Raw genomic sequence first — 24,824 nt, 5'->3', positions numbered from 1 at the left:
CGGTGCCCTTGCGTCCACTCACGTCAAGGAGTCAGAAAATGCCACGAGCCAGCAAAGCCAAATACACCGCCGCGCAAAAGCGCCAGGCGGCTCGTATCGAATCCAGCTATGAAGAAAGAGGCCTGCCGCAAGCACAGGCCGAGGCGCGCGCCTGGGCCACCGTCAACAAGCAGTCGGGCGGTGGCGAGCGGGCCGGCGGCTCGGGTCGCAACAAATCCGATACGGCCAAGGCCAGGGCCCGCTCGGATTCGGCGAAACGCGCGGCGGCCAGTCGTCAGGGCCATCCCCGCGACAGCCAGGCTTCACTGCAGACCCAGAGCAAGGCCAGCCTGTTGCAGGAAGCCCGCGCCCGACACATCGTCGGACGCTACAGGATGAGTAAGCAGGAACTGATCGAGGCCTTGCACAAGGCGGCCTGATCCACAGAGGAAAGGGTGGCTGCTAGCCGGCCACCCGCGAAGTACGCGCCGAAGACGCCTGGTTGCTCTGCAACTCCGCGCGCAACTCGGCCACCAGGTTGGCGATGGCCCTGGCGCTGGTCAGGGTGTTGCTGGAAATCCCCGTCACCAGCAGGTCCACCCTACCGGTCGGTTCGTCGAAGACCTTTACCGTCAGCGATGAGTCAGGCGCCACTGTGCACTGGCAGCGCAGGGGCAGGAAGCCGAGCTCGATGATGTTGCGCAGTTCAAGAATGGAAATCACGTCTATACATCCTTTTGAAGTGACAAGACACATGGGCATTCATTGCCCGTCTGTGAGCCTAGCAGGCCCGAGCCGTCAGATTTGGCGTAACATGAACTTACATTCTTGTAACACGACGCGAGAGGGGATTCTATCCTTTTGAGTGGACTGCCCACCGGACATGGAGCCTTTGGAATGGACACACTGAGCAAGTCGGAAATCGAGACCGAACTGGCCTCCCGTTTGCCCAGCTACGAAGTCGAATGCACGCTGCATTCCGATGGAACCCTGTCGGCGATCCTCAGTGGCCCCAATGCCGATCACTTCGCCGTGACCGGCATCGTCCGGGCCGATTACCGCGGGCGCGAATCCCTGGCCCGGTTGGCCAGGGAAATCCTCGAGGAAATGGTCCTGTCGCGCCAGGGCAGCAAGACCAGTCGACTGCAGCGGCTGTGATCAGTCGCCCTTGTGATGACTCATTTCCAGTTTCCTGGCCATGTCCAGGTGCATGCGCAGCTTGGGCAAGGTCTGCTCGGCGAACGCCTTCAGTTCGGGCGACTGCGACTGGCTGGCCTCGTCCTCGTACAGCTTGATGGCTTGTTCATGGGCCTTGATCTGGTTGGCCACGTACGCGACGTCGAATGACTCGCCTTCCTGCACCTGCAACATCAGTTTCCTGGCCCGGTCCATGATTTGCGCATCGGAGGCCATCGGCAGGTCGTGCTTGCTGGCGATGGCCTTGAGGTCGCGATTGGCGTCGGTATGATCCTTGATCATTTCCACGGCGTAGCTGTTGATATCCGTGGCGGACGTCTTCTGGATCGCCAGGCGGCTGGTTTCGATCTCGGCGATACCGGCCGCCGAAGCGCTGTCGATAAACTCGGCCGGGGTCTGCGCCTGTACCTGGGTGGCCAGGCTGGCGCCGAGGATCAGGCTGAAAAACATCGGGCGTAGTCGTGGGGCCTTTCGGCTCATGGCTGTCCTCCTGTTGAAAAACCGTGCTCTACCGGGTTGTGAATTCCCCAGGCGTCAAAGGTTTAGAAAAAACTGCACGACAGCGACGAACGGCGGGCCAAAAAAAGCCCGCGGGAGGGCGGGCAAGGGAAGCTTTTGAACGAGCGATCACACTATATCCGCCGCGCGAAACCGTCACAGTGAAAGAATTTTCATCTTCCGCGTGGCTTGCCGCAGGTCATGGCATGCCCTTCCAGGCCAAGGCGTCCAGGCACTGGCAAAGGCGGCGGGGCGTCATTTCCAGCCCCTTGGGTCGACACAATTGCACAATTTTTCATGGAGGTTTCACCGAAGATATCGCCTATAAAAGGCCGGTAGCCACCGGAAACATCGCCATGACTCCCCCCCGCTTTTTCCTCACCTATCCCGCTTCCCCACGCCATTTCGCCCTGTTGGACCAGAACGGCATCTGCCTGGCTTTCAAGAGCTGCCGAACCCGGCCGCAGAATGGCAACTGGGTCGATGTCGAGGAGGTTTGCCTGGCCTGGCTGCATCGGCCACTTCCCGCCAGCGCCCGCAAGCACACGGGCAATCGCGAAGAGCATTGAGCACCTCCCTCCTGGGGTGCCGCCCTTGGGGCAAGCTTCTGTCCGAGCAACTGCGACATAATGGCAGGCACGCTGGAAAAACGGTGCGGACCGCGCCGATCTCTCAAAAAGGAACAGAAATGTTGTGGGTGGTGATGCTGGGCGGAAAACATCCCCGGGCCAAGATAGAAGTACATGATGTCGCCTTCGTCCGTGCCGACAGCCTGGCGGCGAGCTATCCGCAGTTGCGCCAGGACTGGTTCGGCAGCCAGAAGGGCCTGCATATCGATGCCTGGATGCGGGTCGATGGCGTCGAGCGCTGGAAGGTCGGCTTCAGCGACCTGGCCCCCGCGCCCGGCTCGCCACGGCTGTTCTTCATCAATCTTGGCGGCTATGAGGCCGGGGTCTATGGCGAGGCCCACCGGTATCTGCTGGTGGTTGCCGAAAACAGCGAGCAGGCCAAGGCCAAAGGCAAGCGGCAGATGCTCCGCGAGTGGGAAAAGCCCCACACCGACACCCTGCTCGACGTCGACGACTGCCTGCCGATCGACCAGGTGGGCGGGCGTTATATCGAGCTGCTGGAAGCACCGCACCGGGGCATCGTACAGGGCAACGACTACATCGTCCTGCCCTGACCCTGGCTCAGAGAAATTCGATCTGCGGCAGTTCCAGCTGCGGCAACTCGCCATTGAGGAAATCGCGGAACGCCAGGATCCGCTCCTTGCGCAGGCTGCCCTTGAGCCAGACCAGGTAGTAGCTGTCGCCGGTACCGACGGCGGTCATGAACGGCAAGGCCAGCAGGCCGTCACGCACATCCTCCAGCACCAGACCAAGGTCTGCGATCGATACGCCGTGACCGCGCATCGCCGCGGATATGCCCTGGTCGAGGGTACCGAACACCTTGCCGCGGTCGAGCCGGACCCGCTCGTCGAGATCGAGGCGGCGCAACCAGCGACGCCAGTCCCGGCGATCCGCCGACGGGTGGATCAGTTCGTGGTGCTCCAGGGTTTCCAGGCTCCACGGCTCCGAGCCCAGGGCCTTGCTCGAACAGATGGGAATCAGCCACTCGTCAAACAGCTTGCAGCATTCGGTCTGCGCCCCGAAATGCCCATCGCCGAGCAGGATCGCGCAATCGTAGGGCTCGGCGTAGAAGTCCACGCTGTCGATGTCCATCCACACGCTGGACAATTGCACCGGCAGCCCGGGTTCCACCGTCTTGAGTTTCTCCAGCACCTGCAGCAGCCAGCGCATGGTCAGGCTCGACGGTGCCTTGAGGCGCAGGTGACTGGCATTGGCCCGAAACGGCAGACAGGCGTCCTCGATCAGCTTGAAGCCGGCCTTGAGCTCCTGGGCCAGGCCTTGCCCAGCGTCAGTCAGTTGCAGCTTGGGGCCCTTTCTCTCGAACAGATGGCAGCCGAACAACTCTTCCAGATTACGGATATGCCGGCTGATGGCACTCTGGGTCAGCGACAGTTCCTCGGCCGCCCGGGTGAACGAGCAGGAACGCGCCGCCACCTCGAAGGCACGCAGGGCATAGAGCGGGGGGATACGTTCGGCCATGAAGGACACCAAGCATGATTAATAATCATAGTTGGTCACAGATTTATCCATTTTTCAAACCGCCCGTGTCGCCTCAGGCTTGGCGTCCACGAATCCCCGTACAAAGGCGACATCCCTGCCATGAACTTCTCGCTACTGCTGCTCTACGTGCTCAGCGTTGCCCTGCTGATCGTCACCCCGGGCCCGGTGGTCGCCCTGGCGATCAACACCAGCCTGAAGGCTGGCACCGGCCGCGCCATGCTCACGGTGCTCGGCACCAATGGCGCCTCGCTGATGCTCGCCCTGCTGGCGGTACTGATCCTGGCCGGCAGCCTGTCGCTCAACGAACACCTGCTGAACCTGGTGAGCTTCATCGGCTGCCTGTTCATCGGCCATCTGGGCCTTCAGGGGCTCAAGGACGCCCTGCGCACGCCAGTGGACGACACCGTGCAGCAACCGCTGCCCAGTTCCCGCAGCGGTTTCCTCAAAGGTTTCCTGGTGGGGATCTCCAACCCCAAGGACATTATCTTTTTCGTGTCCTTCTTCCCGCAGTTCATCCAGATCACGCCTTCGTTCGGCCACAGCGCACTGCTGTTGACCGTACTCTGGGCCCTGGTCGACTTCATCATCCTGGGTCTGTACATCCACCTGGCCAACCGGATGTTCTCCGCCCGACACAAGGCCAAGGTGACTTTCGCCTCCAGCCTGGTACTGCTGCTGGTGGCGATCTTCGGCGCCGGCTACGCCGCCCGGTCGATGCTGGTGGCCCTGCATTGAAAGGCGTGTTTCAGTCATCATTCGATCAATGAATGATGATTAGCGCCATTCCGCGTTTCTGCTAGTGTCCTGTCTCGGAAATAAGTTCTCTTTTAGCGAGTGGCTTGGGTGTTCGGCCAAGGCGCCGCGACGAGTCATAGCAGGGCTATGGCGAGGAGCGGCAACGCCGGCCGGGCGCCCAAGACGCCGCCAAAAGTGCACAGCCTATTTCCGAGACAGGACACTAGGGTCGATACGTCCGATCAGGAGCCCACGGGATGAACGCACTCGAACAGCACAGCTTGTCCGTCAACGGCATCACCCTGAGCGTACATGTGGCAGGTCCCCAGGAGGGTCGGCCGGTCTGGCTGCTGCACGGCTTCCCGGAGTGCTGGCACTCCTGGCGCAAGCAGGTACCGGCGCTGGTTCAGGCCGGTTACCGGGTCTTCGTCCCGGAAATGCGCGGCTACGGCCGTAGCAGCGCACCGCCGGACAGCGCAGCCTACGCATTACTGACCCTCTGTGGCGACATCCAGGCCGCCATGCAGGCCTTTGCTCACGAGCAGGTCGCCATGATCGGCCACGACTGGGGCGCACCGGTAGCCTGGCACCTGGCGCTGCTGGAGCCGCAGCGGGTCCGGGCCCTGGTGACGTTGTCGGTGCCCTTCGCTGGCCGTTCCAAACGCCCGGCCATCGAGAGCATGCGCGAGTTCTTCGCCGATCGCTTCAACTACATTCTCTACTTCCAGCAGCCGGGTGTTGCCGAGCAGGAACTGGATGCGGACATCGATCGCACCCTACGAACCTTCATGGGCGATACCGAGGTGTTCCTGCAGAGCAAGCCGGCCGACGCCAGGCTGTTTGACGGCGTGAACATGCCCTCGGCACTGCCGCACTGGTGCACGGAAGAAGACTTCGAGGCCTATCGCCAGACCTTCACCGGCAAGGGCTTTCACGGCGCTCTGAACTGGTACCGCAACTTCGAACGCAACTGGCAAGAGACCGAGTTCCTGGCCGGGGCCCAGGTACTGCAACCGACACTGTTCATGGTCGGCGACCGCGACCCGGTCGGTGCCCTGGAAGCGCATACGATCAAGCGCATGCCCACCGTGGTGCCCCATCTGGAACAACAGGTGCTGGAGGATTGCGGGCACTGGATCCAGAACGAAAAGCCCGAGGAGGTGAATGCGGCGTTGCTGGATTTTCTTGGGAGGAACTACCCCCAGGAAAACACGCCTAGGGAAACTCAGGGGATTTTCGACGAGACAGCAGGCTCGGAATGAACACTTTTCCCCGAATACCTCTTGAGCCCCGAAGGAGAAAGAACCTCCCCACAAACGCACAGTAACCCCAGAAATCCCGCAATGCTCAGAGATGCCCTCGAGGCAATGGCGGCATGCATGAAGTCGCTCGAAAAGCTCGCACCCACCATCAGGCAGAAGGGAAACAACGAAGCGCCGTTGAGCAGTGAGGCAATCGAGTCCGTCGTCGTAATCTGCCGCCTGCTGCGCCATTGCTGGACAAAGCTTATCAACACACAGACTGCCGCGATGATCAGCGTGATGCCTTCACTGCCGATTTCGTGGCCGAAGGCGCTGATCATTCAGGCAATCGCCAGAACCTTGATGGCGACAAAGGCAACACTGGCCCCGACAGCGCCCGCCAGCCATTCACCAGCAGTGGAGTCTCCCGTGCCAAACAGTACATTCGCAACCGCGATCCCCAGCAAGGCACCGGAAAGGACGAGTCGCGGAGTCTTCAGGTCAGGCATGGACATGGAGATTGCTCCCGTGGCGAGCCGTCGAGAGTCGCGGCTCAATGGGTTCAGAATGACTTATTTCCCGGCTGGCGTCCCGATCAAAAGCGGCCGTGCCCCGAGCAAATTGTTTGTCGGTATTACGATTTGGAAAGGTTTACCTGAGCAGGTAGGGAAAAGCCGAGGGAACTGTCAGTGATTAGGCTGACTACCGCAGAACACGGATTCACCCGGCCAACTTTCCAGCCCCAGAAACACAAAACCCCTGGCTTCTTGAGAGAGCCAGGGGTTCTGCTATATCGAATTTGGCGGTGAAGGAGAGATTCGAACTCTCGATACAGTTTCCTGTATACACACTTTCCAGGCGTGCTCCTTAAGCCACTCGGACACTTCACCGTATCTCGTCAAACCGATTCAGTCTGTCGAGGCGCGCTAATGTAGTCGAAAGCGTTCCCGATGGCAAAGGTTTTTTTCAGAATTTTCATGCGGTTAAGTCAAATAGCCGATTTTCCGCCATGGGCGCTCCCGTCGATCAGGGCAAACCCGCCAATCTCCGGCCCGGCTCGCCGCCTTCGACCCGGCTGGAGCGGACGCCTGGCGCCCGCCCGCGGCGCATCCCGGTGGCAAAGCCTGACTCACCAGTCAGTCACGACGCTTTACCTGCCTCGTGCGGCTGGGTAACGTCTGCTGCACTTCTTTATAAGGAATTACGTCATGAGTGAATTGATCTCCTACCACCTCGACGACGGTATCGCGACCCTGACCTTGAACAATGGCAAGGTCAACGCCATTTCCCCGGACGTGATTGCCGCCTTCAACGCTGCCCTGGATCAGGCCACCGCCGACCGTGCCGTGGTGATCATCACCGGCCAGCCCGGCATCCTCTCCGGCGGCTACGACCTGAAAGTGATGACCGCCGGCCCCAAGGAGGCCGTCAGCCTGGTGACCGCCGGCTCCACCCTCGCCCGCCGGCTGCTGTCCCACCCGTTCCCGGTGATCGTCGCCTGCCCCGGCCATGCCGTCGCCAAGGGCGCCTTCCTGCTGCTGTCGGCCGACTATCGCCTGGGTGTCGACGGCCCCTTCAGCATCGGCCTGAACGAAGTGCAGATCGGCATGACCATGCACCACGCCGGTATCGAGCTGGCCCGTGACCGGCTGCGGCGCTCGGCCTTCCACCGCTCGGTGATCAATGGCGAGATGTTCTCGCCGAAAGACGCGGTGGATGCCGGCTTCCTCGACAAGCTGGTCGCCCCGGAAGATCTTCGGGAAGCCGCGCTGAACGCCGCCCGGCAGTTGAAGAAGATCAACATGAACGCGCACAAGAAGACCAAGCTGAAAGTGCGCAAGGAACTGCTGGAAACCCTGGACAACGCGATCATCCTCGACCAGGAACACCTGAACTGATCCGCATGACGCCTTGCGCCCTGCAGCCCGGCTTCGTGCCGGGCTTTTTCTTGCCCGTCCAGGCCGTCTCGCCACGGTTTCCCGGCCTCCCTCCGCCAATAACCCGCGCCAGCGGATTGATTGCCGAACCCAGTGTACAACCGTACACTGTTTGACCTTTTGTCAGGGAAGCTCGCCAGATGCTGTTCGTATTACGCATGTCATTGATGGGGCTGCATTTCCTGCTGGCCGGTCTGCTCGGCCTGCTGCTGGTGCTCTGCCGCCCCTTCAACCCGGACAACAGTCGGCTGTGTGCCCGCTTCTATGCCAGGCCGGCCATGCGCATCCTGGGCCTGAAGCTCAGGGCCGAGGTCGAGTCCCTGCAGGGTCAATCGCAAAGCGGCGTGATCATCGCCAACCACCAGTCCAACTACGACCTGTTCGTGTTCGGCAATGTGGTGCCCCGGCGCACGGTCGCCATCGGCAAGAAGAGCCTCAAGTGGCTGCCGTTCTTCGGCCAGATCTTCTGGCTGGCGGGCAATGTGCTGATCGACCGCAGCAACGCCTACAAGGCGCGCCGGGCGATACGCACCACCACCGATACCCTGCAGCACAAGGATACGTCGATCTGGGTGTTTCCCGAGGGCACCCGCAACCGGGGCCAGGCGCTGCTGGCGTTCAAGAAAGGCGCGTTCCAGATGGCGATCGCCGCCGGTGTGCCGATCGTGCCGGTGTGCGCCAGCACTTATGTCCGACACATGCGCCTGAACCGCTGGAACAGCGGCCAGGTGATGATCCGCTCGCTGCCGGCGATTCCCACCGCGGGGCTGACCTCGGAAGACATACCGAAGCTGATGGCGCAATGTCGGGAACAGATGCGCGAGTGCATCGAGGCGCTGGATCGGCAGGTGCAGGCCGAGCCCTGAGCGTCGTCGCTATGGGAATACATTGTCGGGGCCGGCTCCGACAAGGGACCGAGCCTTGTGCAAGGCATCGCCATCTCCTGGAGAGAGGCCAGGCAGGCTAAGCTGCAACTTGTCTTTCCCCCTCAAGAAGAAGCGATCAGCATTATGGGTAGAGTCGTTGCGGCCGCGGTCTACAGCGCCGGCAAGAAAGTCACCAATATCACCCTCGACGAAGGTGCCGCCTGGGCGGCAAAGCCGGGACATTTCGTCTGGATCGGTCTGGAAGAGCCCAACGCCCAGGAACTGGCCAACCTGCAGAAACAGTTCAACCTGCACGAACTGGCCATTGAGGATGCCCTGGAAAAGCACAGCCGACCGAAGCTGGAAACCTTCGGCGACGCGCTGTTCATCGTCACCTATTCGCCGATCCGCAACGAAGGCAGGCTGGAGTTCATCGAGACCCACATCTTTGCCGGCAAGGGCTACATCATCACCTGCCGCAATGGGCATTCGAAATCCTACGCCCATGTCAGACAGCGCTGCGAAGCCCGTCCTCTGCTGCTGGAACACGGCGAGGACTTCGTGCTCTATGCCCTGCTGGACTTCGTGACCGAGAGTTACCAGCCGGTCAGTGAAGCCATTCATGCCGAAATCGACGAACTGGAAAAGAACGTACTGTGCAGCACGCTGAACGAGGGCGACATCCAGCGCATCCACCACCTGCGCCGGGACGTGCTGCGCCTGCGTCGCCACGTGGCACCGATGGTCGAGATCAGCGAAGAGGTCTCGCGCCTGGCCTTCCCGTTCATCGACAAGAACATGCGTCCGTACTTTCGCGACGTGCAGATCCACGTGACCCGGCAGATGGAAGACCTGGCGACGCTGCGCGATATCGCCAGCCAGACCATTGAGATCGGCGCACTGCTGGAGTCGACCCGGCAGAGCATCGTGCAGCGCAAGTTCGCTGCCTGGGCGGCGATCCTGGCGTTTCCCACCGCGGTGGCGGGGATCTACGGGATGAACTTCCAGAACATGCCGGAACTGAGCTGGCACTACGGCTACTTCGCCGTGCTCGGGGCGATTGCGGTCGGCTGCACGGCGTTGTGGGCCAGCTTCAAGCGCTCAGGCTGGTTGTGAAGTCAAAGGCTTCGCGGGCCAGCCCGCTGCCACAGGGACTTGTGTCGACTGCAACTCACCGTGGGAGCCGGGATCAGGCGGATCCGGCCTGCGGCTTGTGCGCGACGAAGCGCATCATCCACTCCGCCACCGTGGTGCCGTGGTGTTCCTGGTCCAGGCTAGCGACGCCCTTGGCATAGAGGGTCTCGCCGAGGTTCTCCTGGCGGATGTCCAGCAGGGCCCGCGAGTAGTCATGGATGAACTCCGGGTGCCCCTGGAAGCACAACACCTGGTCGTTGATGTGGTACGCCGCGTACGGGCAGAAATCGCTGCTGGCGATGACCGTGGCATTCTCCGGCAGCTCGGTGACCTGGTCCTGGTGGCTGATCAGCAAGGTCAGTTCTTCGCGCACCGGGCTCATCCAGGGGGCTTTCGCGGCCAGCTTGTACTGATGGATGCCAACGCCCCAGCCCTGGTGGGCACGCTCGGTCCTGCCGCCCAGCAGCAACGCCAGCAACTGGTGGCCGAAGCAGATGCCCAGCAGCTTGTCGCCACGCTCGTAGCGGTTCAGCAGGTAGGTCTTGAGCGTCTGGATCCACGGGGCGCTGCCGAAGGAGTCGGCCTTGCTGCCCGTCACCAGGTAGGCGTCGAAGGTCAGGTCGTCACTCGGATAGTGGCCCTGCATCACGTTGTAGATACTGAACTCGGCAGTGATCGGCTGGCGGGAGAACAGACGCTCGAACATCTTCCCATACCCCTGATACTGCTCGACCAGCTCTGGACGCAGGACATCGGTTTCCAGAATGCAGATGTGTAACGACATAAAAGTACCTGACGCGAAAGACCAAAGAGTGAGGCCTGAGCCTGCCTTGAAACCTGTATTCAAGGCAAGCCCGGAACGCGCCTGCGCCAGGCGTGGTTCAGTTGCCTCAGAACCGCTCGTCCCTGGCGGCCTTGTCCAGCAATAGCGCCGGTGGCGCGAAACGCTCGCCGTACTGTTCGCTCAGGTAGCGGGCCCGGGCAACGCAGTTCGCCAGGCCGTACTGGTTGATGAACTGCAAGGCGCCGCCGCTCCAGGCGGCAAAGCCGATACCGAGGACCGAGCCGACGTTGGCATCGGCCGTCGACTGCAGCACGCCCTCCTCCAGGCAGCGTACGGTTTCCAGGGCCTGCACGAAGAGCAGGCGGTCGCGCACATCCTGGGGCGAAATCCGCCGTTCGGGGTTCTCGAAATGCCGCTTCAGGTCCGGCCACAGGTGTTTCTGCCCGCCCGCCGGATAATCGTAGAACCCACCACCACCGGCCTTGCCGGGGCGCCTGTACTCCAGCAGCGCATCGATCACCGCGTAGGCCGGGTGACTGGGCGGCACCCTGCCTTCGGCCTGCAGGTCCCGGGCGGTCTGCTGGCGGATGTGGCTCATCAGGCTCAGCGACACCTCGTCGGAAACCGCCAGCGGCCCGATCGGCATGCCGGCCTTGCGCGCCTCGGTTTCGATCATCGCCGCCGGGATTCCCTCGCCGAGCATGGCAATGCCTTCATGGGTAAAGGTGCCGAACACCCGCGAGGTGAAGAAGCCGCGGCGGTCATTGACCACGATCGGCGTCTTGCGGATCTGCTGGACGAAATCGAAGCCGCGGGCCAGGGTTTCGTCGCTGGTCTGCGCGCCCCGGATGATTTCCACCAGCGGCATCTTCTCCACCGGGCTGAAGAAATGCAGGCCGATGAACCGGTCCTGACGCGGTACTGCCGTGGCCAGGCCGGTGATGGGCAGGGTCGAGGTGTTGGAGGCGATCACGGCCTCGCTGCCCACCACCCGTTGTGCGGCCGCCGAGACCCTGGCCTTGAGTTCACGGTCCTCGAACACCGCCTCGATGATCAGGTCGCACCCGGTCAGGTCGTCATCCGTCCCGGTCGGCCGGATGCGCGCCAGGATCGCTTCGCGTTGTTCGCCGCTCAGTTGGCCACGGGCGACCTTGCTGTCCAGCAACGCCGCCGAGCGGGCCTTGCCCTGCTCGGCCACGGCCAGACTGACGTCCTTGAGCACCACCTCGATCCCGGCGACGGCGCTGACATGGGCGATACCCGCGCCCATCATCCCCGCCCCGAGCACGCCGACCTTGCGGGTGATATGGGGGGCAAATCCCCCGGGGCGGGAACCGCCGGCATTGATCTCGTTCAACTGGAACCAGAAGGTCCCGATCATGTTCTTCGCCACCTGGCCGGTGGCGAGTTCAGTGAAATAGCGGGTCTCGATCAGGTGCGCGGTATCGAAGTCGACCTGGGCCCCTTCCACCGCCGCACAGAGAATTTTTTCCGGGGCCGGCAGGCAACCCTGGGTCTTGCTGCGCAGGATCGACGGGGCGATGGCGAGCATCTGCGCCACCTTGGGCTCGGAGGGGCTTCCCCCCGGCAGTCGATAGCCCGGCAGGTCCCAGGGCTGGCGGGCCGCCGGATGCTCGACGATCCAGGCCCGGGCCTTGGCCAGCATCTCGTCGACGTCGCCCGCCAACTCGCCGACCAGGCCGGCCTGCAGCGCCTGCCGGGCGCCAACCTTCCGACCTTCGAGCAGGTACGGCAGCGCCTTCTCCAGGCCCAGCAGGCGCACCATGCGCACCACCCCGCCACCGCCCGGCAGCAGGCCCAGGGTCACTTCCGGCAAGCCCAGTTGCACGGCCTTGTCGTCCAGGGCGATGCGGTGCTGGCAGGCCAGGCAGACTTCCCAGCCACCGCCCAGCGCAGCACCATTGATGGCCGCCACCACCGGCCGCTCCAGGGTTTCCAGGGCGCGCAACTGGGCCTTCAGTTCGCGTACGCCGTCCTGGAAAGCCTGCGCATCCGCCGGTGTGACCCTGATCAGTTCATTGAGATCGCCCCCGGCAAGGAAGGTGGGCTTGGCCGAAGTGATGATCACCCCGGCCAGATCCTCGCGCTCGGCGGTGAGGCGCGCCACGCAGGCGGCCATGGCCTGGCGATAGGCGGCATTCAGGGTGTTGGCCGTCTGGCCGGGCATGTCCAGGGTCAGGACGACGATCCGGTCGGCCCCCTTTTCGTAGCGAATGGCATCCGTCATGGCAGGTTTCCCGATCGGTTCAAAGGCGTTCGATAATGGTGGCGATCCCCATGCCGCCACCGACGCAAAGCGTTGCCAGCCCATGGCGCAACTGCCTTGCCTCCAGCTCGTCGAGCAGCGTGCCGAGCATCGCGCAACCGGTGGCCCCCAGCGGATGCCCCAGGGCAATCGAGCCGCCATTGACGTTGACCTTGTGCGGATCGACCGCCATGTCCCTGATGAACTTGAGCACCACCGAGGCAAAGGCTTCGTTGACCTCGAACAGGTCGATGTCGCCGATCTGCAGGCCGGCCTTGGCCAGCGCCTTGCGGGTGGCCGGTGCGGGGCCGGTGAGCATGATGGTCGGATCGGTGGCGGTGACCGCACTCGCCACGATCCGCGCCCGCGGCCGCAGGCCCAGTTCACGGCCCTTGTCGGGCGAACCGATGAGCATCAGCGCGGCGCCATCGACAATCCCGGAACTGTTGCCCGGGGTATGCACATGGCGGATCCGCTCGACATGGCTGTAGACCCGCAGGGCCGTGGCGTCGAAGCCCATCTGCCCGATCGCCTCGAAACTCGGCCTGAGTTGCCCCAGGCCCTCGAGGGTCGAATCGGCCCGGATGAATTCGTCATGGTCGAGCAGGACCAGGCCGTTCTGGTCCATAACCGGCACCAGGGACTTGCGGAACGCCCCCGCGGCCCTCGCCCGTGCGGCCTTCTGCTGCGACTGCAAGGCGAAGCCGTCGACATCCTGGCGACTGAAGCCTTCCAGGGTGGCGATCAGGTCCGCGCCAATGCCCTGGGGCGTGAAGTGACAATGCAGATTGGTCTGTGGATCGAGCACCCAGGCCCCGCCATCGCTGCCCATCGGTACCCGCGACATGGACTCGACGCCACCGACCACCACCAGGTCCTCGAAGCCCGAACGGACTTTCATCGCGCCCAGGTTCACCGCTTCCAGGCCCGAGGCGCAAAACCGGTTGACCTGCACCCCGGCAACGCTGACATCCCAGTCCGCCACCAACGCCGCCGTCCTGGCGATATCGGCCCCCTGGTCACCCACCGGCGTCACGCAGCCGATCACGAGGTCGTCCACTTCGCGGGTATCGAAGCCGTTGCGCTGCTGCAACGCCGTGAGCAACCCGGCCAGCAGGTTCACCGGCTTGACGCTGTACAAGGCGCCACCGGCCTTGCCCTTGCCCCGGGGCGTACGCACCGCATCGAATATCAGAGCCTCTGTCATGACGTCCTCGAACCGTTCGGGTGGAGAAAAAAGCCGCGCTCCCACCTTAGGCCCGGCCCGCCAGGATTCAATGACCGAAGCGCTCATCGGCCTTGACCCTCACGCTCGGACGAACGGTAGTGTGCTAAGCGCTTGACCGGTTGAGTGCTTGCAGGTGTCTAGCCAAAGGCCCGCTAGCCAGCTGGCCATATGCCTCATGTCTTTTTTAAATAAAACTTTGCTAAACACATGGCAAAGAGTTCTAAGCCAAGTGTGACGCGGGCCCTAAGGTTACTCCTGTGGAGTTGCCGCCGGGTTTTGCCGGGACACCAACACCGAGTCATCGAGTCGTATTTCAGGAATAACAACAAAAGGCAGTCAGCCATGTTCAAGCACTCGAAAGTCCGCCAGGCCGGTTTGATCCTATTCGCCACCACCTTGTTGCTCATCCTGCCGAACCTCACCAGGTTGGCCGGTTAGAGCCTGTGGCGCTTTTTCACAAAACCGAATTCTCGCCCCGGTCAACTACCGGGGTTCGGTTTTGTGTGCCAATCTTGAGCCATGACTTGATGGAGACAAGCTCATGCGCCACTGGATCGCCGCCGCCCTGACAGCCACGGCACTGCTCGGCAGCTTCCACGCCCGGGCCGGGATCATCGATGTGAACCGCGCGGTCGACGAAATCCGCGACGGTGCACTTATCCTCGACCTGCGCAACAACAGCGATTTCGCCGCCGGCAATATCCACAACTCCCTGCAGGTGGACCTGACCCTGGAAGACGGCACCGGCATCAGTGCCGAAGGCCTGGCCTACCAGTTGCGCCTGGTGGTACTCGACCCGAACGCCACCGTGGTGATCTACAGCGACACCAACCAGCACGCCCTGGAAGCCGAGGACACGCTGATCCGGCGTGGCTACTTCGGCATCGTCAATGGCGGCAACTACAGCGAACTGCGCGATGCGCTGTTCGATCATGTCGAGGACACCCCGACCTGGGTCTTCGACAATGACGACGATATCGCCGACCAATCCAACCCCACCACCGCCCCGATCGAATAAGACCCCACGAATGAAACGCCTGATCCTGCTGACCACCGCCCTGCTCTGCAGCCAACTGCATGCCGCCCAACTCACCCTCGACCTCGGCTCCGGCCCCCGGACCTGGGAGACCGAGGCGCTGCTGGCCCACCCCAAGGCACAGACCATCACCATCGACGACGATGTCTCCTACAAACGCCAGATGACCTATCGTGCGGTGCCGGTGGCCGTGCTGCTGGACGGCGTCAAGCCTGACGATCACCTGCAGGCCGTGGCGCTGGACGGGTTCGCCGCCGAAATGAGCGCTGCGCCGCTGCTCGGCAAAAGTGGCGCCCAGGCCTGGCTGGCGGTGGAAGACCCGGCCAGACCCTGGCCGCCACTCGCCGAGGGCAAACCGGGCGCCGGGCCGTTCTACCTGGTGTGGACGCATCCGGAAGCCGGACACATCAGCCCCGAACAATGGCCTTTCCAGGTCGCCAGTATCCAGCGCCTGGCCCCGGTGGCGCAGCGTTTCCCGGCGTTGCTGCCGGACCCCGCGCTGGCGGCCAACGACCCGGTGAACCAGGGCTTCGCGCTGTTCCAGAAAAACTGCCTGGCCTGCCACAAGCTCAACGGCGCGGGCGATGCGCAGGTGGGACCGGACCTGAACGTACCGTACAGCCCGACCGAGTACTTCGCCGAAGGCTATCTCAAGCGTTACATCCGCGACCCGCAGAGCCTGCGCCACTGGCCACAGGCAAAGATGCCGGCGTTCGCCCCGGCGGTGCTGCCGGACAGCGACCTCGATCTGCTGGTGGGCTATCTCAGGCACATGGCCCAGCGCAAGGTGCCAGTGCAGTAAGCAGGCTTTTGGCTATCACCTACATAGCCAGAGTCGATTTCCGCCTGGGAGAGAGCTGGCGGATAATTCCCCCATCAAGCCGGCCAGGGCGACAAGCACCGCCCAGGCGACTTGCCCCCTTTTGCCAGGCGCCAAGCGGCGTCTGCCCGTGGATCGACCGATACCTCGTCCGCGCCCCCTGCTTCCCATTCGGCCACCCTCTGCGGTGGCCTTTTTTTGCGCCCACTCTACGCCGAAAACAAAAACGGCCGACCCACAGGTCAGCCGTCGTTTCAGGGAGAGTTCCGTACGTTCAGTTGCGCGCACGGACCGGATGCTTGACACCCCAGCCTTCGATCACGCCGCCCAGCGGTTCGACCACCGCCCCGAAGTCGTGCTCGAAGTCATCGATGCCACCATAGGTGGCGTACATCACCTTACTCAGTTCCAGATACCAGGCACCGTCGTCCCTGGGGCTGACCTGAGCGTTCAGGGATTCACCACGAAACTGACCTGCAGCCCTGCGCGCCCGCTCCTCGTCCGGGAAAACCGCATAGAACTCGATGGGATGGATACGTGCGAAATCAAAACCGCCTTCTTTCATGCGGCGCAGCACCTGGCTGCTGATGTCTTCTTGATAGGCTGTGCTCATGAAACGTCCTCCTCAGCAAGCGTTGGATAGACTTTCCGCGATCCCGGGACGGGCACCCACGGTGCCGGCAGCGCGACGGATGGCCATCGCCGGGAAACAAGCATGTAGCTGACAAGATCAGACCACCTTAGCGAATCTCTCGCTGATCTCGATTGCAGAGTAGCGTGATGCCAGCAGCTCTGCCAGAGGGTCTGAAGTAGAAAAACCGACTTTACGAAGCCGGCGCGATGCGCAGGATCTGGATGCTGTTCTGCTCCTTGAGGCTCTTGACTGTCGGCTCGTCCATGCGCCCGTCGAGATCATTGAGGTCCAGTTCGGCCGGAACCGGCAGCAAACGGGCGCGAACCCACTGTGCGGCCTGCTCCCTACTCGGTTGGTGCTCGCAATCGAAGTGCTCGACGCTCTGAACACCATGATCATCCACGAAAGTGACTGCCCACATCTTCATCGGTGTCTCCTCGCTCAAGCCCATCACGGGCCCACAGATATCTGGACCTCGCGGCAACAGGGATCGTTCAAGGCGTTTGCAGGCAACCAGAACCTGTAGAAGCGTGGCTTGCCCGCGAAGGCGATGGCTCAGTCAGCGGATATGTCAACTGGTCGACCGCCTTCGCGGGCAAGCCGCGCTCCTACAAGGGGCGGCGGTCCCGGGCTCCTGCTCCGAGGAGAGACCTGCGCCCCCGGCCGATCACTTCTCGGCGCGTTCCTTCAGGGCCTGCAGGGTATTGAAGGGAGCCTCGACCACGAACTTGTTCGCCAGCCACGAAGGCACGCTGCCACCTGGCTCGGTGTGCACCTGGTAGGTCACCTCGGTGAGGTTGTCACCCTTGGGCACCAGCTTCCAGAAGCCATCGACCTGGGCGACGCGCACATAACCCTTTTCTTCCGGCTTGTAGGTCGGTACGCCCTGGAGCTTGCGGGTCAGGCTGCCGTCGGCATTCTGGATGGTGGTGATATGCAGGTAGGAGTCGCGATCCGTGACCGGGAACGGTGCCTTGAACTGGGTGTAGGTCCAGCTTTCGTCACCCTTCTTGTCCACCAGTTTCTGCGACTTGCACTCGTGGATCCAGGCACAGGCGCCGACCACATCCTCCTGCAGGGCGCGGATCTTGGCCACCGAAGCCTTGATCGTCGTCACGCCCTGGTAGGCCTTGTACTTGGAACCGCTCACTTCGGCGAGCGACACCTTGATGCCGTTTTCATCCTTGGCCGTCTCCCAGGTTTCCGCGTAGGCGGTCCCGGTCAACAGGGCACTCAAACCACAAACCACAGCTAAACGATGCAGCGAACCCATTTTCTTATTCCTTATTGTCGAAGGTAAACACGCTTCAAGCCGCCGTCATTTTCTCCCACCAGCCGATCAGGCGGATGGCCTCTTCACGACTGCCGCCACAGACTTCCGGGTCGGCCTTGAATCCCCCACACACGGCCGGCCGCTCGGGCCGGCCGAACAGTTCACAGAGGTTTTCGACCGAGAGATGCACACAACGTTCTCCGGCCGGCTTGCCCTCGGGCATGCCCGGCAGCGGCGAGCTGATGGAAGGAGCGATACAGCAGGCACCACAACCCTCACGGCAGTTCATGGCGATACGCTCCCAGCAACGGACCCGGGGTGTGGAAGACAGAGTAACCGCTAAAACGGCTGTTTAAAATTGGTCGCACAATGGTTTTTCAATAACTGGGTAGATGACTGGTCAGTCACCGACGAAGCGTCATGACCGAGAGGGGGATTCTACTGCTTGAACTCGAAATCCAGCGCTGCGCCCTCGATTTCCCGACGGCTGTCGTTACGCAACTGCAGCTCCATTTCGTTGCTCAGCAGTCGACCGTTGAGTTGAAAAGGCGTCTGGGAGGCCGGCTTTTCCACGAACATCTGCGGCAACAGCGGCCGGCTCCTGGACAGCGGCACCTTGCCGACCGGCTGCATCTTGTTGACCAGTTCCTGGGGCAGGCTCAAGTCCAGCTTGGGCGGTGGCAGACGAGTCTTCACCACCTCATTATCGACCTTGCGTGGTTTGCCCGTGGTGGCTTTCTTTGTAGGCGTGGTCTTTTTCGGCTGGGCTTTTTTCTGAGTGGCTGCGGCCTTATTCGTCGAAGCACGGGTCTGCTTCGCTGAAGTAGCCGTGTTTTCCTGCGTCGTGCCACGGGTGGCCGGCGGCCTTTCCTGGGCCTGCGCCATAACCGTACCACCAGCGCCAAGGCCGGTCAGCAAGGCAAGCAACAGCAGGCGTACAGCGAAAGTCGCGTTCATGAACTCTACGGCATCGACAACAGAGTGCCCTATGCTCGCTCGTTGGGCAGGTAATGACAAGTAATGCGATCGCGAATCGTCCCCGGATGCCACCGCCGGGAGTGCCCGCTGGCAGCTCCCGGCAGCCCGTTCAGAACAGCCCGGCCGCGGTTTCCTGGCAGAGCTGGTTGGCCAGCATGCCGAGGGTCATCAGCGCCCGTTCGGCCTCGCGGTTCCACGGAATCCCGCAGTTGAGCCGGATACAGTGGTTGAACTGCTCGGTGTTGCTGAAGATCAGCCCCGGCGCAATGCTGATGCCCTGCTGCAGCGCCCGGACATGCAACTCCTGGGTGTTGACCCGTCCCGGCAGGCTGACCCAGAGAATGAAACCGCCGGTCGGACGGGTCATCTGCGTACCTTCGGGAAAATACTGCTGCACCGCCAACTGGAAGGCACTGAGATTCTTGCGGTACTCCTGGCGAATGTAGCGCAGGTGCCGGTCGTAACCGCCGTTCTCCAGGTAGGCCGCCACGCCCATCTGCGTCACGCTGCAGGCCGAATGGGTGCTGAAGGTCTGCAGGCGCTGGATTTCCTGCTGGAACTTGCCGGCGATCATCCAGCCGATCCGCACGCCGGGCGACAGGGTCTTGGAGAAGCTCGAACAGTAGATCACCCGGTCCAGCCGGTCATAGGCCTTGAGCGCCTTGGTACGGCCCACCTCGAACATCAGTTCGCCGTAGATATCGTCCTCGACGATCTGGATATCGAAATCCGATGCCAGGCGCAGCAGTTGCTTCTGCCGCTCCTCGGGCATGGTCCCGCCCAGCGGGTTGCTCAGGCGCGTGGTCAGCACCAGCGCCTTGATCGACCATTGGTTGGCCGCCAGTTGCAGGGCTTCCAGGCTCATGCCGGTGGACGGATCGCTGGGAATCTCGATGACCTTCAGGCCCAGCAGGTCGGCCAGTTGCAGCAGGCCGTAGTAGGTTGGCGACTCGGCTGCGATCAGATCACCAGGGCGGGTCAGCACCCGCAGCGACATCTGCAGCGCATCGACGCAGCCGTGGGTGATCACCACCTCGGAGGGATCGACCACCACCCCGGCATCGCGCATGCGGATCGCCACCTGGCGTCGCAGCGGCTCGAAGCCGGGGCTGAACATGTAGCTGAAAGCCCGCGGGCTGTGAAACCGGGTGACCTTGGCCAACTGCTGGTGCAGCGCCCGTACCGGCAGGTAATCCACCGACGGCACCGCCGCGCCGAATGGAAACACCCCTTCACGGCGGGATTCGACCAGCACCTGGTGGATGATGCTGCTGCGGGTGACCAGGCCCGGCCGCTCGACCCGGGCGATATCCGGCGTCGGCGCGGTCAGCGCGGGAGTCTGGTGCACGTAGTAGCCCGACTGCGGACGGGCGCGGATCAGCCCCTGGTCTTCCAGGTTGGCGTAGGCCTGCAACACCGTTGCGTGGCTGACGTTGAGCTGCGAGCTCATCTTGCGTACCGAAGGCACGCGCTCGCCTGGCTGATAGACACCACGGCGGATGTCGTCGGCCAGTTGCTGCGCAATACGTTGGTAGAGCAATAGGTTGGTCATGAAGCGGCACTCGGTTTCAACGGCGTTTTTATTCTTGAAAGCAACGATACCGGAACAGTTTCAAAGTGTACTGGCACAGTTCCTACAATAGTCGACAATACAGTGACGAGAGAAGTAAAACTGTATCGGCACACCGCCAGGTGTTTCAGCCCGGGCGTTCGGGCATGAAAAAACCCGGCACCTTGCGGATACCGGGTCTGTTCCTGCATCGGCCGACGCCTCAGCGGGCTGCGCCGAGATGGCCCTTCTCGTCGGAAAACACCACCTCCACCCGACGGTTCTGCGCCCGGCCGCGCTCGGTGGCATTCACGTCGATCGGGTATTCGTCGCCATAGCCAACGACCTCGATACGCTTTTCGTCGATGCCCAGGTCCACCAGCATGTCCGCCACGGACTGCGCCCGGTCGCGGGACAACTGCAGGTTGCTGTCCTTCTCGCCGGTGCTGTCGGTGTAGCCTTCGATGCGCACGACCCGTTTCGGGTTGAGCTGGAGAAACTGCACCAGCTTGAGGATCGCCCGGTTGGCGGAACTCTGCAGCTCGGCCTCGCCGGTATCGAACAACACGTCGCCCAGGGTCATCACCAGCCCGCGATCGGTCTGGGTGCTGGCCTGGCTGATCTGCTCCTCCACCCACTTGCCCTGCTGCTGCACGCTGATCAGCTTGGACTCGCGCAGGGCCAGTTGCAGGCGCTGACGTTCCAGTTCCAGCTTGGCGGCACGTTCCTGGTTCAGGGCCTGCTCGGTGTGCTGGCGGGCGATGTCCGAGTAGCGCTCGCTCAGGTAGGCGTAATGCGCCACATCGCCGCTGCTGCCCCAGTAGCCGGACAGGCGATCGGCGCGCGCCAGCGACTCACCGGCGCGGATCACGTCCTTGGGCGCATAACGCAGCACATTGGTGTCTTCCTTGACCTTCTGGAAGCTGGCGGAAGCCTGTTGCAGCGCCGCCTCGCTGGCCTGCTGGCCGGCGCAACCGTAGAGACTGACACAGCCCAGCGCCAGCAGGACGCCGACCATTCGGCTCGGATAGATCATTGGGCGTCTCCCAACTGCTTGCGCAGGCGCGTGATACGGGCATTGAGCAGTTTCAGCTCCTCCTCGCTCTTGGCGGTCAGCACCTGGGCTTCGGCCAGGCGCGCGTCCAGCTCGGCCTGCTCGGCCCGCATGCGGGCCTTCTTGAAGGACTGGTCGGCCATGGCGGACTTGGCACGTTCGAACTTGCCTTCGGCCAGTTTCAGTTCGGCGACTTCGTCAGCCTTGGCGCCAACCGCCCGGGCCTGTTCGAGCGCACGTTCGGTGAGACGCATTTGTTCATTCGGCGCCGGATCGGCCGCGCAACCCGCCAGGGCCACGACGGCCAGGGCAGCGAATAAAGGTCGAATACTCAAAGCAAATTCCTACTGTTTGGGGGCGCCGACCGGTTGCAGTTGCGCCTTCCAACGCTCCAGATTGCGCTGCAACACGGCCTCGGTCAGACCGGAAGCGGGCAATTCTGTCATTTTTTTTGCCAGCTGTCCGCGCAACCAGGCGTCATTGCAGGCCGAGTTGTGGGACACCGCCAGGAACAGGCCCGGCTGGTCCACCGGCTGGGCCCGCGGGGCGATGTCCCGGGCCATGCCCAGGCTCTGGGCGGTGACCATGCCGGCATACCGCCCGGCCAGGACATACTCGACCTCGCCCAGCAGCAGCTTCTGGAAAGCCTGGGGCAAGGCCGGCGTGTACTGCAGCGTCAGGTGCTGCCTGCTGAATTCCACGAACGGTTGGGTCAACCGGGCCTTCTGCGAGACGGCACCGGTGTGTCCATGCAGGTCGTTGGCGGTGTTGTAGACGAGCGTCGAATCGTTGCGGGTCCAGACCAGGAAGTCGTTCTGTACCAGCGCCGGGTGGATGTAATCCAGCGCGTCCAGTTCGTTGACGGCGATCGGCGCGTCCACCAGCAGGTCCATGCGCCCGCTGCGCACCTCCTCCTGGGCCTGGGAGCGCTTGCCGCCGTAGAGCACCTCGATCTTGAGGCCCAGCTCGCCGCCGACCTGGCGCAACAGGTCGGCGCTGGCGCCGATCAGGTGCACCGGATCCTCAGGGTCACGCCACAGGTAGGGCGGTGCATCCGGGCTGCCGGTGACGATCAGACGCTCGCACTTACCGACGGCGAGGGCCTGCGCAGGCAGACCGAACAGCAGTGACAATGCGGCGACGCGAAGCACGTCCATGACAAATTTCTCCAATCCACGCCGCATCCTGTAGGAGCGCGGCTTGCCCGCGAAAGCGTCAGGTCAGCCAGCCAATAGGTTGACTGACCTGACGCTTTCGCGGGCAAGCCCTGCTCCTACGGTAGGCGGTGTCGCCATGACGCGGTACAGATACAGCGATTCGGTAAAAAAAAACCCGGTCACCAGACCGGGTTCTTTTATAAGTGAAGCAGCTGGATCAGACCAGCTTTTCCAACTCGGGCACGGCTTCGAACAGGTCAGCCACCAGGCCGTAGTCGGCCACCTGGAAGATCGGCGCCTCTTCGTCCTTGTTGATCGCGACGATCACCTTGGAATCCTTCATGCCGGCCAGGTGCTGGATCGCGCCGGAGATGCCGACGGCGATGTACAGCTGTGGCGCGACGATCTTGCCGGTCTGGCCGACTTGCATGTCGTTCGGCACGAAACCGGCGTCGACCGCGGCGCGGGAAGCGCCGACTGCCGCGCCCAGCTTGTCGGCCAGGGCGTACAGGTGCTTGAAGTTGTCGCCGTTCTGCATGCCGCGGCCGCCGGAGACGACGATCTTGGCAGCGGTCAGCTCAGGACGATCGGACTTGGCCAGCTCTTCGCCGACGAACGACGATTTGCCCGCATCGTGAGCGGCGCCAACGGCTTCGACGGCAGCCGAGCCCCCTTCGGCGGCAACCGGGTCGAAACCGGTGGCACGCACGGTGATGACCTTGACCGCAGCGCTCGATTGCACGGTGGCAATGGCGTTACCGGCATAGATCGGGCGCTTGAAGGTATCGGCGCTTTCCACCGAGATGATCTCGGAGATCTGGTCGACGTCCAGTTGGGCGGCCACGCGTGGCAGGATGTTCTTGCCGTTGGAGGTGGCGGCGGCCAGGACGTGGCTGTAGCCCTTGCCCAGCTCGGCAGCCAGGGGAGCGACGTTCTCCGGCAGTTGATGAGCGTAGGCGGCGTTGTCGGCCACCAGCACTTTCGACACGCCAGCGATTTTCGCGGCGGCTTCGGCAACGGCGCCAACGCCCTGGCCGGCAACCAGCACGTGGATGTCACCACCGATCTTCGCGGCGGCGCCAACGGTGTTCAGGGTGGCCGGAGCGACGGTTTTGTTGTCGTGTTCGGCGATTACCAAGATAGTCATGTTCAGATTACCTTCGCTTCGTTTTTCAGTTTCTCGACCAGTTCTGCAACCGACTTGACCTTGATGCCCGCGCTGCGTGCAGCCGGTGCTTCAACCTTCAGGGTCTTGTTGGTGGAGGCGGTGGAAACGCCCAAAGCATCCGGAGTCAGCGTCTCGAGCGGCTTCTTCTTGGCTTTCATGATGTTCGGCAGCGACGCATAGCGTGGCTCGTTCAGGCGCAGGTCGGTGGTGACGATGGCCGGCAGGCTCAGCGACACGGTCTGCAGGCCGCCGTCGATTTCGCGGGTCACGGCAACCTTGTCGCCCGCCACTTCGACTTTCGAGGCGAAGGTGCCCTGGGCGTAGCCGCTCAGCGCAGCCAGCATCTGGCCAGTCTGGTTGTTGTCGCTGTCGATCGCCTGCTTGCCGAGGATCACCAGTTGTGGCTGTTCCTTGTCGACCACGGCCTTGAGCAGCTTGGCCACGGCCAGGGAGTTCAGTTCGTCGGCGGACTCGACCAGGATGGCGCGGTCGGCACCCAGCGCCAGCGCGGTACGCAGTTGCTCCTGGGCAGTGGACGGGCCGATGGTGACGACGACGATTTCAGTCGCCACGCCTTTTTCCTTCAGACGTACCGCTTCTTCCACTGCGATTTCGCAGAACGGGTTCATCGACATCTTGACGTTGGCGAGGTCGACGCCGGAATTGTCCGCCTTGACGCGAACCTTGACGTTGTAATCGACAACGCGTTTGACAGCTACAAGAACCTTCATGGATTCCTCACTCTCCGGTGAAAAGAAAGTCGCCCAGGCGTACCTGGCGGTTGGATGCTCAGCGGCGCGCGCGTGAAGCTCAAGGGCACCTCCAAAAACGCCGACATCTGCACGAAAGCCTGGCTGTCTTCCGGTTCATGACCGTCCGTCCGACGTGACCGTGCAGTCACGGGACCGATGGACGTGTAAACTTCGCGCCAGAATCGGCGTGCCACTTCACTTTCGCTGTCTTCGTCCTGTCTTTAGACGTGCTCTTGCGGCCTCCGTTTAGCCTACGGCAAGCGCAAAACCGCTCGTATCTTGACCGGAACGCCTATTCTGGTCAATACGGCAAAATGGTCAGTCATAAGCCGCGCTACTTTGATTTATCTGGCCTCCAGCGAATTCAAACAAACGTTTGTATTGGACGCTGATAGTGGTGTAGATATAA

At 62.6% G+C, this 24,824-nt stretch carries 30 protein-coding genes and 1 tRNA gene; 11 read left to right on the top strand and 20 right to left on the bottom strand.

Translation table 11 applies throughout. The annotated features are described in order from the left end of the window. The first annotated feature begins 38 nt into the window (after window positions 1-38). A complete protein-coding gene (locus ACM62G_RS20990) occupies window positions 39-419 on the top strand; it encodes a hypothetical protein (protein ID WP_054062953.1) in 381 nt (126 codons plus the stop codon). 22 nt (window positions 420-441) lie between these two features. Here the strand turns inward: ACM62G_RS20990 and ACM62G_RS20985 are convergent, their stop codons facing one another. Further along, window positions 442-702 carry a DUF1652 domain-containing protein gene (locus tag ACM62G_RS20985; RefSeq protein WP_054061476.1) on the bottom strand — a complete coding sequence of 87 codons (261 nt, stop codon included), beginning with the start codon at window positions 700-702 and terminating at the stop codon, window positions 442-444. Window positions 703-876: 174 nt separating this feature from the next. Between ACM62G_RS20985 and ACM62G_RS20980 the strand changes: the two genes are divergently transcribed. Continuing rightward, window positions 877-1,137, top strand: coding sequence for a hypothetical protein (locus tag ACM62G_RS20980; RefSeq protein WP_186681412.1), 261 nt, complete (start codon window positions 877-879; stop codon window positions 1,135-1,137). On the opposite strand, the gene ACM62G_RS20975 is transcribed toward ACM62G_RS20980, so the two are convergent. Next, a complete protein-coding gene (locus ACM62G_RS20975) occupies window positions 1,138-1,656 on the bottom strand; it encodes a DUF4142 domain-containing protein (RefSeq protein ID WP_054060400.1) in 519 nt (172 codons plus the stop codon). It abuts the gene before it with no gap. A 374-nt stretch (window positions 1,657-2,030) separates the two neighbouring features. Between ACM62G_RS20975 and ACM62G_RS20970 the strand changes: the two genes are divergently transcribed. Beyond that, a complete protein-coding gene (locus ACM62G_RS20970; RefSeq protein ID WP_419735461.1) occupies window positions 2,031-2,243 on the top strand; it encodes a hypothetical protein in 213 nt (70 codons plus the stop codon). Between the two features lie 119 nt (window positions 2,244-2,362). After that, window positions 2,363-2,857 (top strand): DUF1543 domain-containing protein, encoded by a 495-nt coding sequence (locus ACM62G_RS20965; RefSeq protein ID WP_419735460.1) that lies wholly within the window; start codon window positions 2,363-2,365, stop codon window positions 2,855-2,857. A gap of 7 nt (window positions 2,858-2,864) precedes the next feature. Here the strand turns inward: ACM62G_RS20965 and ACM62G_RS20960 are convergent, their stop codons facing one another. Continuing rightward, window positions 2,865-3,782 (bottom strand): LysR substrate-binding domain-containing protein, encoded by a 918-nt coding sequence (locus ACM62G_RS20960; RefSeq protein ID WP_054060410.1) that lies wholly within the window; start codon window positions 3,780-3,782, stop codon window positions 2,865-2,867. 120 nt (window positions 3,783-3,902) lie between these two features. Between ACM62G_RS20960 and ACM62G_RS20955 the strand changes: the two genes are divergently transcribed. Continuing rightward, entirely contained in the window at window positions 3,903-4,538 is a 636-nt protein-coding gene (locus ACM62G_RS20955; RefSeq protein WP_054060403.1) for a LysE family translocator, read from the top strand. A gap of 257 nt (window positions 4,539-4,795) precedes the next feature. Next, window positions 4,796-5,800 (top strand): alpha/beta fold hydrolase, encoded by a 1,005-nt coding sequence (locus ACM62G_RS20950; RefSeq protein ID WP_419735459.1) that lies wholly within the window; start codon window positions 4,796-4,798, stop codon window positions 5,798-5,800. Here ACM62G_RS20950 and ACM62G_RS20945 read toward each other — a convergent pair. The 3 genes from ACM62G_RS20945 to ACM62G_RS20935 all read right to left on the bottom strand — a co-directional run bounded on the left by ACM62G_RS20945 (window position 5,764) and on the right by ACM62G_RS20935 (window position 6,669). Then, complete coding sequence (locus ACM62G_RS20945) at window positions 5,764-6,120, bottom strand: hypothetical protein (RefSeq protein WP_419735458.1); 357 nt, start codon at window positions 6,118-6,120, stop codon at window positions 5,764-5,766. The two genes, ACM62G_RS20950 and ACM62G_RS20945, sit on opposite strands and share 37 nt — an antisense overlap. Then, complete coding sequence (locus ACM62G_RS20940) at window positions 6,121-6,294, bottom strand: hypothetical protein (protein ID WP_419735457.1); 174 nt, start codon at window positions 6,292-6,294, stop codon at window positions 6,121-6,123. 285 nt (window positions 6,295-6,579) lie between these two features. Beyond that, window positions 6,580-6,669, bottom strand: a tRNA-Ser gene (locus tag ACM62G_RS20935). 318 nt (window positions 6,670-6,987) lie between these two features. Between ACM62G_RS20935 and ACM62G_RS20930 the strand changes: the two genes are divergently transcribed. From ACM62G_RS20930 to ACM62G_RS20920, 3 genes are all read left to right on the top strand, one after another. After that, on the top strand, window positions 6,988-7,677 hold the full coding sequence (locus tag ACM62G_RS20930; protein ID WP_054062957.1) for a crotonase/enoyl-CoA hydratase family protein: 690 nt from the start codon (window positions 6,988-6,990) through the stop codon (window positions 7,675-7,677). A 179-nt stretch (window positions 7,678-7,856) separates the two neighbouring features. Then, window positions 7,857-8,582 (top strand): lysophospholipid acyltransferase family protein, encoded by a 726-nt coding sequence (locus ACM62G_RS20925; protein ID WP_419735456.1) that lies wholly within the window; start codon window positions 7,857-7,859, stop codon window positions 8,580-8,582. A gap of 144 nt (window positions 8,583-8,726) precedes the next feature. Continuing rightward, the gene (locus tag ACM62G_RS20920; RefSeq protein ID WP_054060408.1) at window positions 8,727-9,698 is read left to right on the top strand and encodes a magnesium and cobalt transport protein CorA; all 972 of its coding nucleotides are present in this window, start codon (window positions 8,727-8,729) and stop codon (window positions 9,696-9,698) included. Window positions 9,699-9,771: 73 nt separating this feature from the next. Here ACM62G_RS20920 and ACM62G_RS20915 read toward each other — a convergent pair whose 3' ends face one another. The 3 genes from ACM62G_RS20915 to ACM62G_RS20905 form a co-directional block, all read right to left on the bottom strand. Next, entirely contained in the window at window positions 9,772-10,500 is a 729-nt protein-coding gene (locus ACM62G_RS20915; RefSeq protein ID WP_419735455.1) for an amidotransferase, read from the bottom strand. Window positions 10,501-10,606: 106 nt separating this feature from the next. After that, a complete protein-coding gene (locus ACM62G_RS20910) occupies window positions 10,607-12,748 on the bottom strand; it encodes a 3-hydroxyacyl-CoA dehydrogenase NAD-binding domain-containing protein (RefSeq protein WP_419735454.1) in 2,142 nt (713 codons plus the stop codon). Window positions 12,749-12,767: 19 nt separating this feature from the next. Beyond that, complete coding sequence (locus ACM62G_RS20905; RefSeq protein WP_054059943.1) at window positions 12,768-13,973, bottom strand: acetyl-CoA C-acetyltransferase; 1,206 nt, start codon at window positions 13,971-13,973, stop codon at window positions 12,768-12,770. 562 nt (window positions 13,974-14,535) lie between these two features. Here ACM62G_RS20905 and ACM62G_RS20900 point away from each other — a divergent pair. Together ACM62G_RS20900 and ACM62G_RS20895 are read left to right on the top strand one after the other, a co-directional pair. After that, a complete protein-coding gene (locus ACM62G_RS20900) occupies window positions 14,536-15,012 on the top strand; it encodes a rhodanese-like domain-containing protein (RefSeq protein ID WP_273826242.1) in 477 nt (158 codons plus the stop codon). Window positions 15,013-15,022: 10 nt separating this feature from the next. Beyond that, window positions 15,023-15,832: a c-type cytochrome gene (locus ACM62G_RS20895; protein WP_419735453.1), complete on the top strand. Its 810-nt coding sequence runs from the start codon at window positions 15,023-15,025 to the stop codon at window positions 15,830-15,832. 292 nt (window positions 15,833-16,124) lie between these two features. On the opposite strand, the gene ACM62G_RS20890 is transcribed toward ACM62G_RS20895, so the two are convergent. From ACM62G_RS20890 to ACM62G_RS20840, 11 genes are all read right to left on the bottom strand, one after another. Beyond that, a complete protein-coding gene (locus tag ACM62G_RS20890) occupies window positions 16,125-16,463 on the bottom strand; it encodes a ribonuclease E inhibitor RraB (protein WP_054059946.1) in 339 nt (112 codons plus the stop codon). Between the two features lie 211 nt (window positions 16,464-16,674). After that, complete coding sequence (locus ACM62G_RS20885) at window positions 16,675-16,911, bottom strand: hypothetical protein (RefSeq protein WP_054059947.1); 237 nt, start codon at window positions 16,909-16,911, stop codon at window positions 16,675-16,677. Between the two features lie 240 nt (window positions 16,912-17,151). Beyond that, on the bottom strand, window positions 17,152-17,757 hold the full coding sequence (locus ACM62G_RS20880) for an START domain-containing protein (RefSeq protein WP_054059948.1): 606 nt from the start codon (window positions 17,755-17,757) through the stop codon (window positions 17,152-17,154). A gap of 34 nt (window positions 17,758-17,791) precedes the next feature. Further along, on the bottom strand, window positions 17,792-18,046 hold the full coding sequence (locus ACM62G_RS20875) for a YkgJ family cysteine cluster protein (RefSeq protein WP_054059949.1): 255 nt from the start codon (window positions 18,044-18,046) through the stop codon (window positions 17,792-17,794). Between the two features lie 149 nt (window positions 18,047-18,195). After that, window positions 18,196-18,714, bottom strand: coding sequence for a hypothetical protein (locus ACM62G_RS20870; RefSeq protein ID WP_419735452.1), 519 nt, complete (start codon window positions 18,712-18,714; stop codon window positions 18,196-18,198). A gap of 130 nt (window positions 18,715-18,844) precedes the next feature. Further along, window positions 18,845-20,287, bottom strand: coding sequence for a PLP-dependent aminotransferase family protein (locus tag ACM62G_RS20865; RefSeq protein WP_054059951.1), 1,443 nt, complete (start codon window positions 20,285-20,287; stop codon window positions 18,845-18,847). 220 nt (window positions 20,288-20,507) lie between these two features. Beyond that, the gene (locus tag ACM62G_RS20860) at window positions 20,508-21,320 is read right to left on the bottom strand and encodes an OmpA family protein (RefSeq protein ID WP_054059952.1); all 813 of its coding nucleotides are present in this window, start codon (window positions 21,318-21,320) and stop codon (window positions 20,508-20,510) included. Beyond that, complete coding sequence (locus ACM62G_RS20855) at window positions 21,317-21,673, bottom strand: DUF4398 domain-containing protein (protein ID WP_419735451.1); 357 nt, start codon at window positions 21,671-21,673, stop codon at window positions 21,317-21,319. Before ACM62G_RS20855 ends, ACM62G_RS20860 begins: the two co-directional genes overlap by 4 nt. 9 nt (window positions 21,674-21,682) lie before the next feature. Continuing rightward, window positions 21,683-22,495, bottom strand: a complete 813-nt coding sequence (locus tag ACM62G_RS20850; protein WP_416769952.1) for a substrate-binding periplasmic protein — start codon at window positions 22,493-22,495, stop codon at window positions 21,683-21,685. A 217-nt stretch (window positions 22,496-22,712) separates the two neighbouring features. Next, the gene (locus ACM62G_RS20845; RefSeq protein WP_054058596.1) at window positions 22,713-23,642 is read right to left on the bottom strand and encodes an electron transfer flavoprotein subunit alpha/FixB family protein; all 930 of its coding nucleotides are present in this window, start codon (window positions 23,640-23,642) and stop codon (window positions 22,713-22,715) included. A 2-nt stretch (window positions 23,643-23,644) separates the two neighbouring features. Then, a complete protein-coding gene (locus ACM62G_RS20840; RefSeq protein ID WP_054058597.1) occupies window positions 23,645-24,394 on the bottom strand; it encodes an electron transfer flavoprotein subunit beta/FixA family protein in 750 nt (249 codons plus the stop codon). Window positions 24,395-24,824: the final 430 nt, after the last annotated feature.

Origin of the sequence: Pseudomonas sp. COR18 (genome assembly GCF_048568395.1) — a bacterium.
Lineage (GTDB): Bacteria > Pseudomonadota > Gammaproteobacteria > Pseudomonadales > Pseudomonadaceae > Aquipseudomonas > Aquipseudomonas fuscovaginae_B.
Note: the sequence above shows the minus strand (reverse complement) of the source record. Positions and strands in the feature narration are given on the sequence as shown.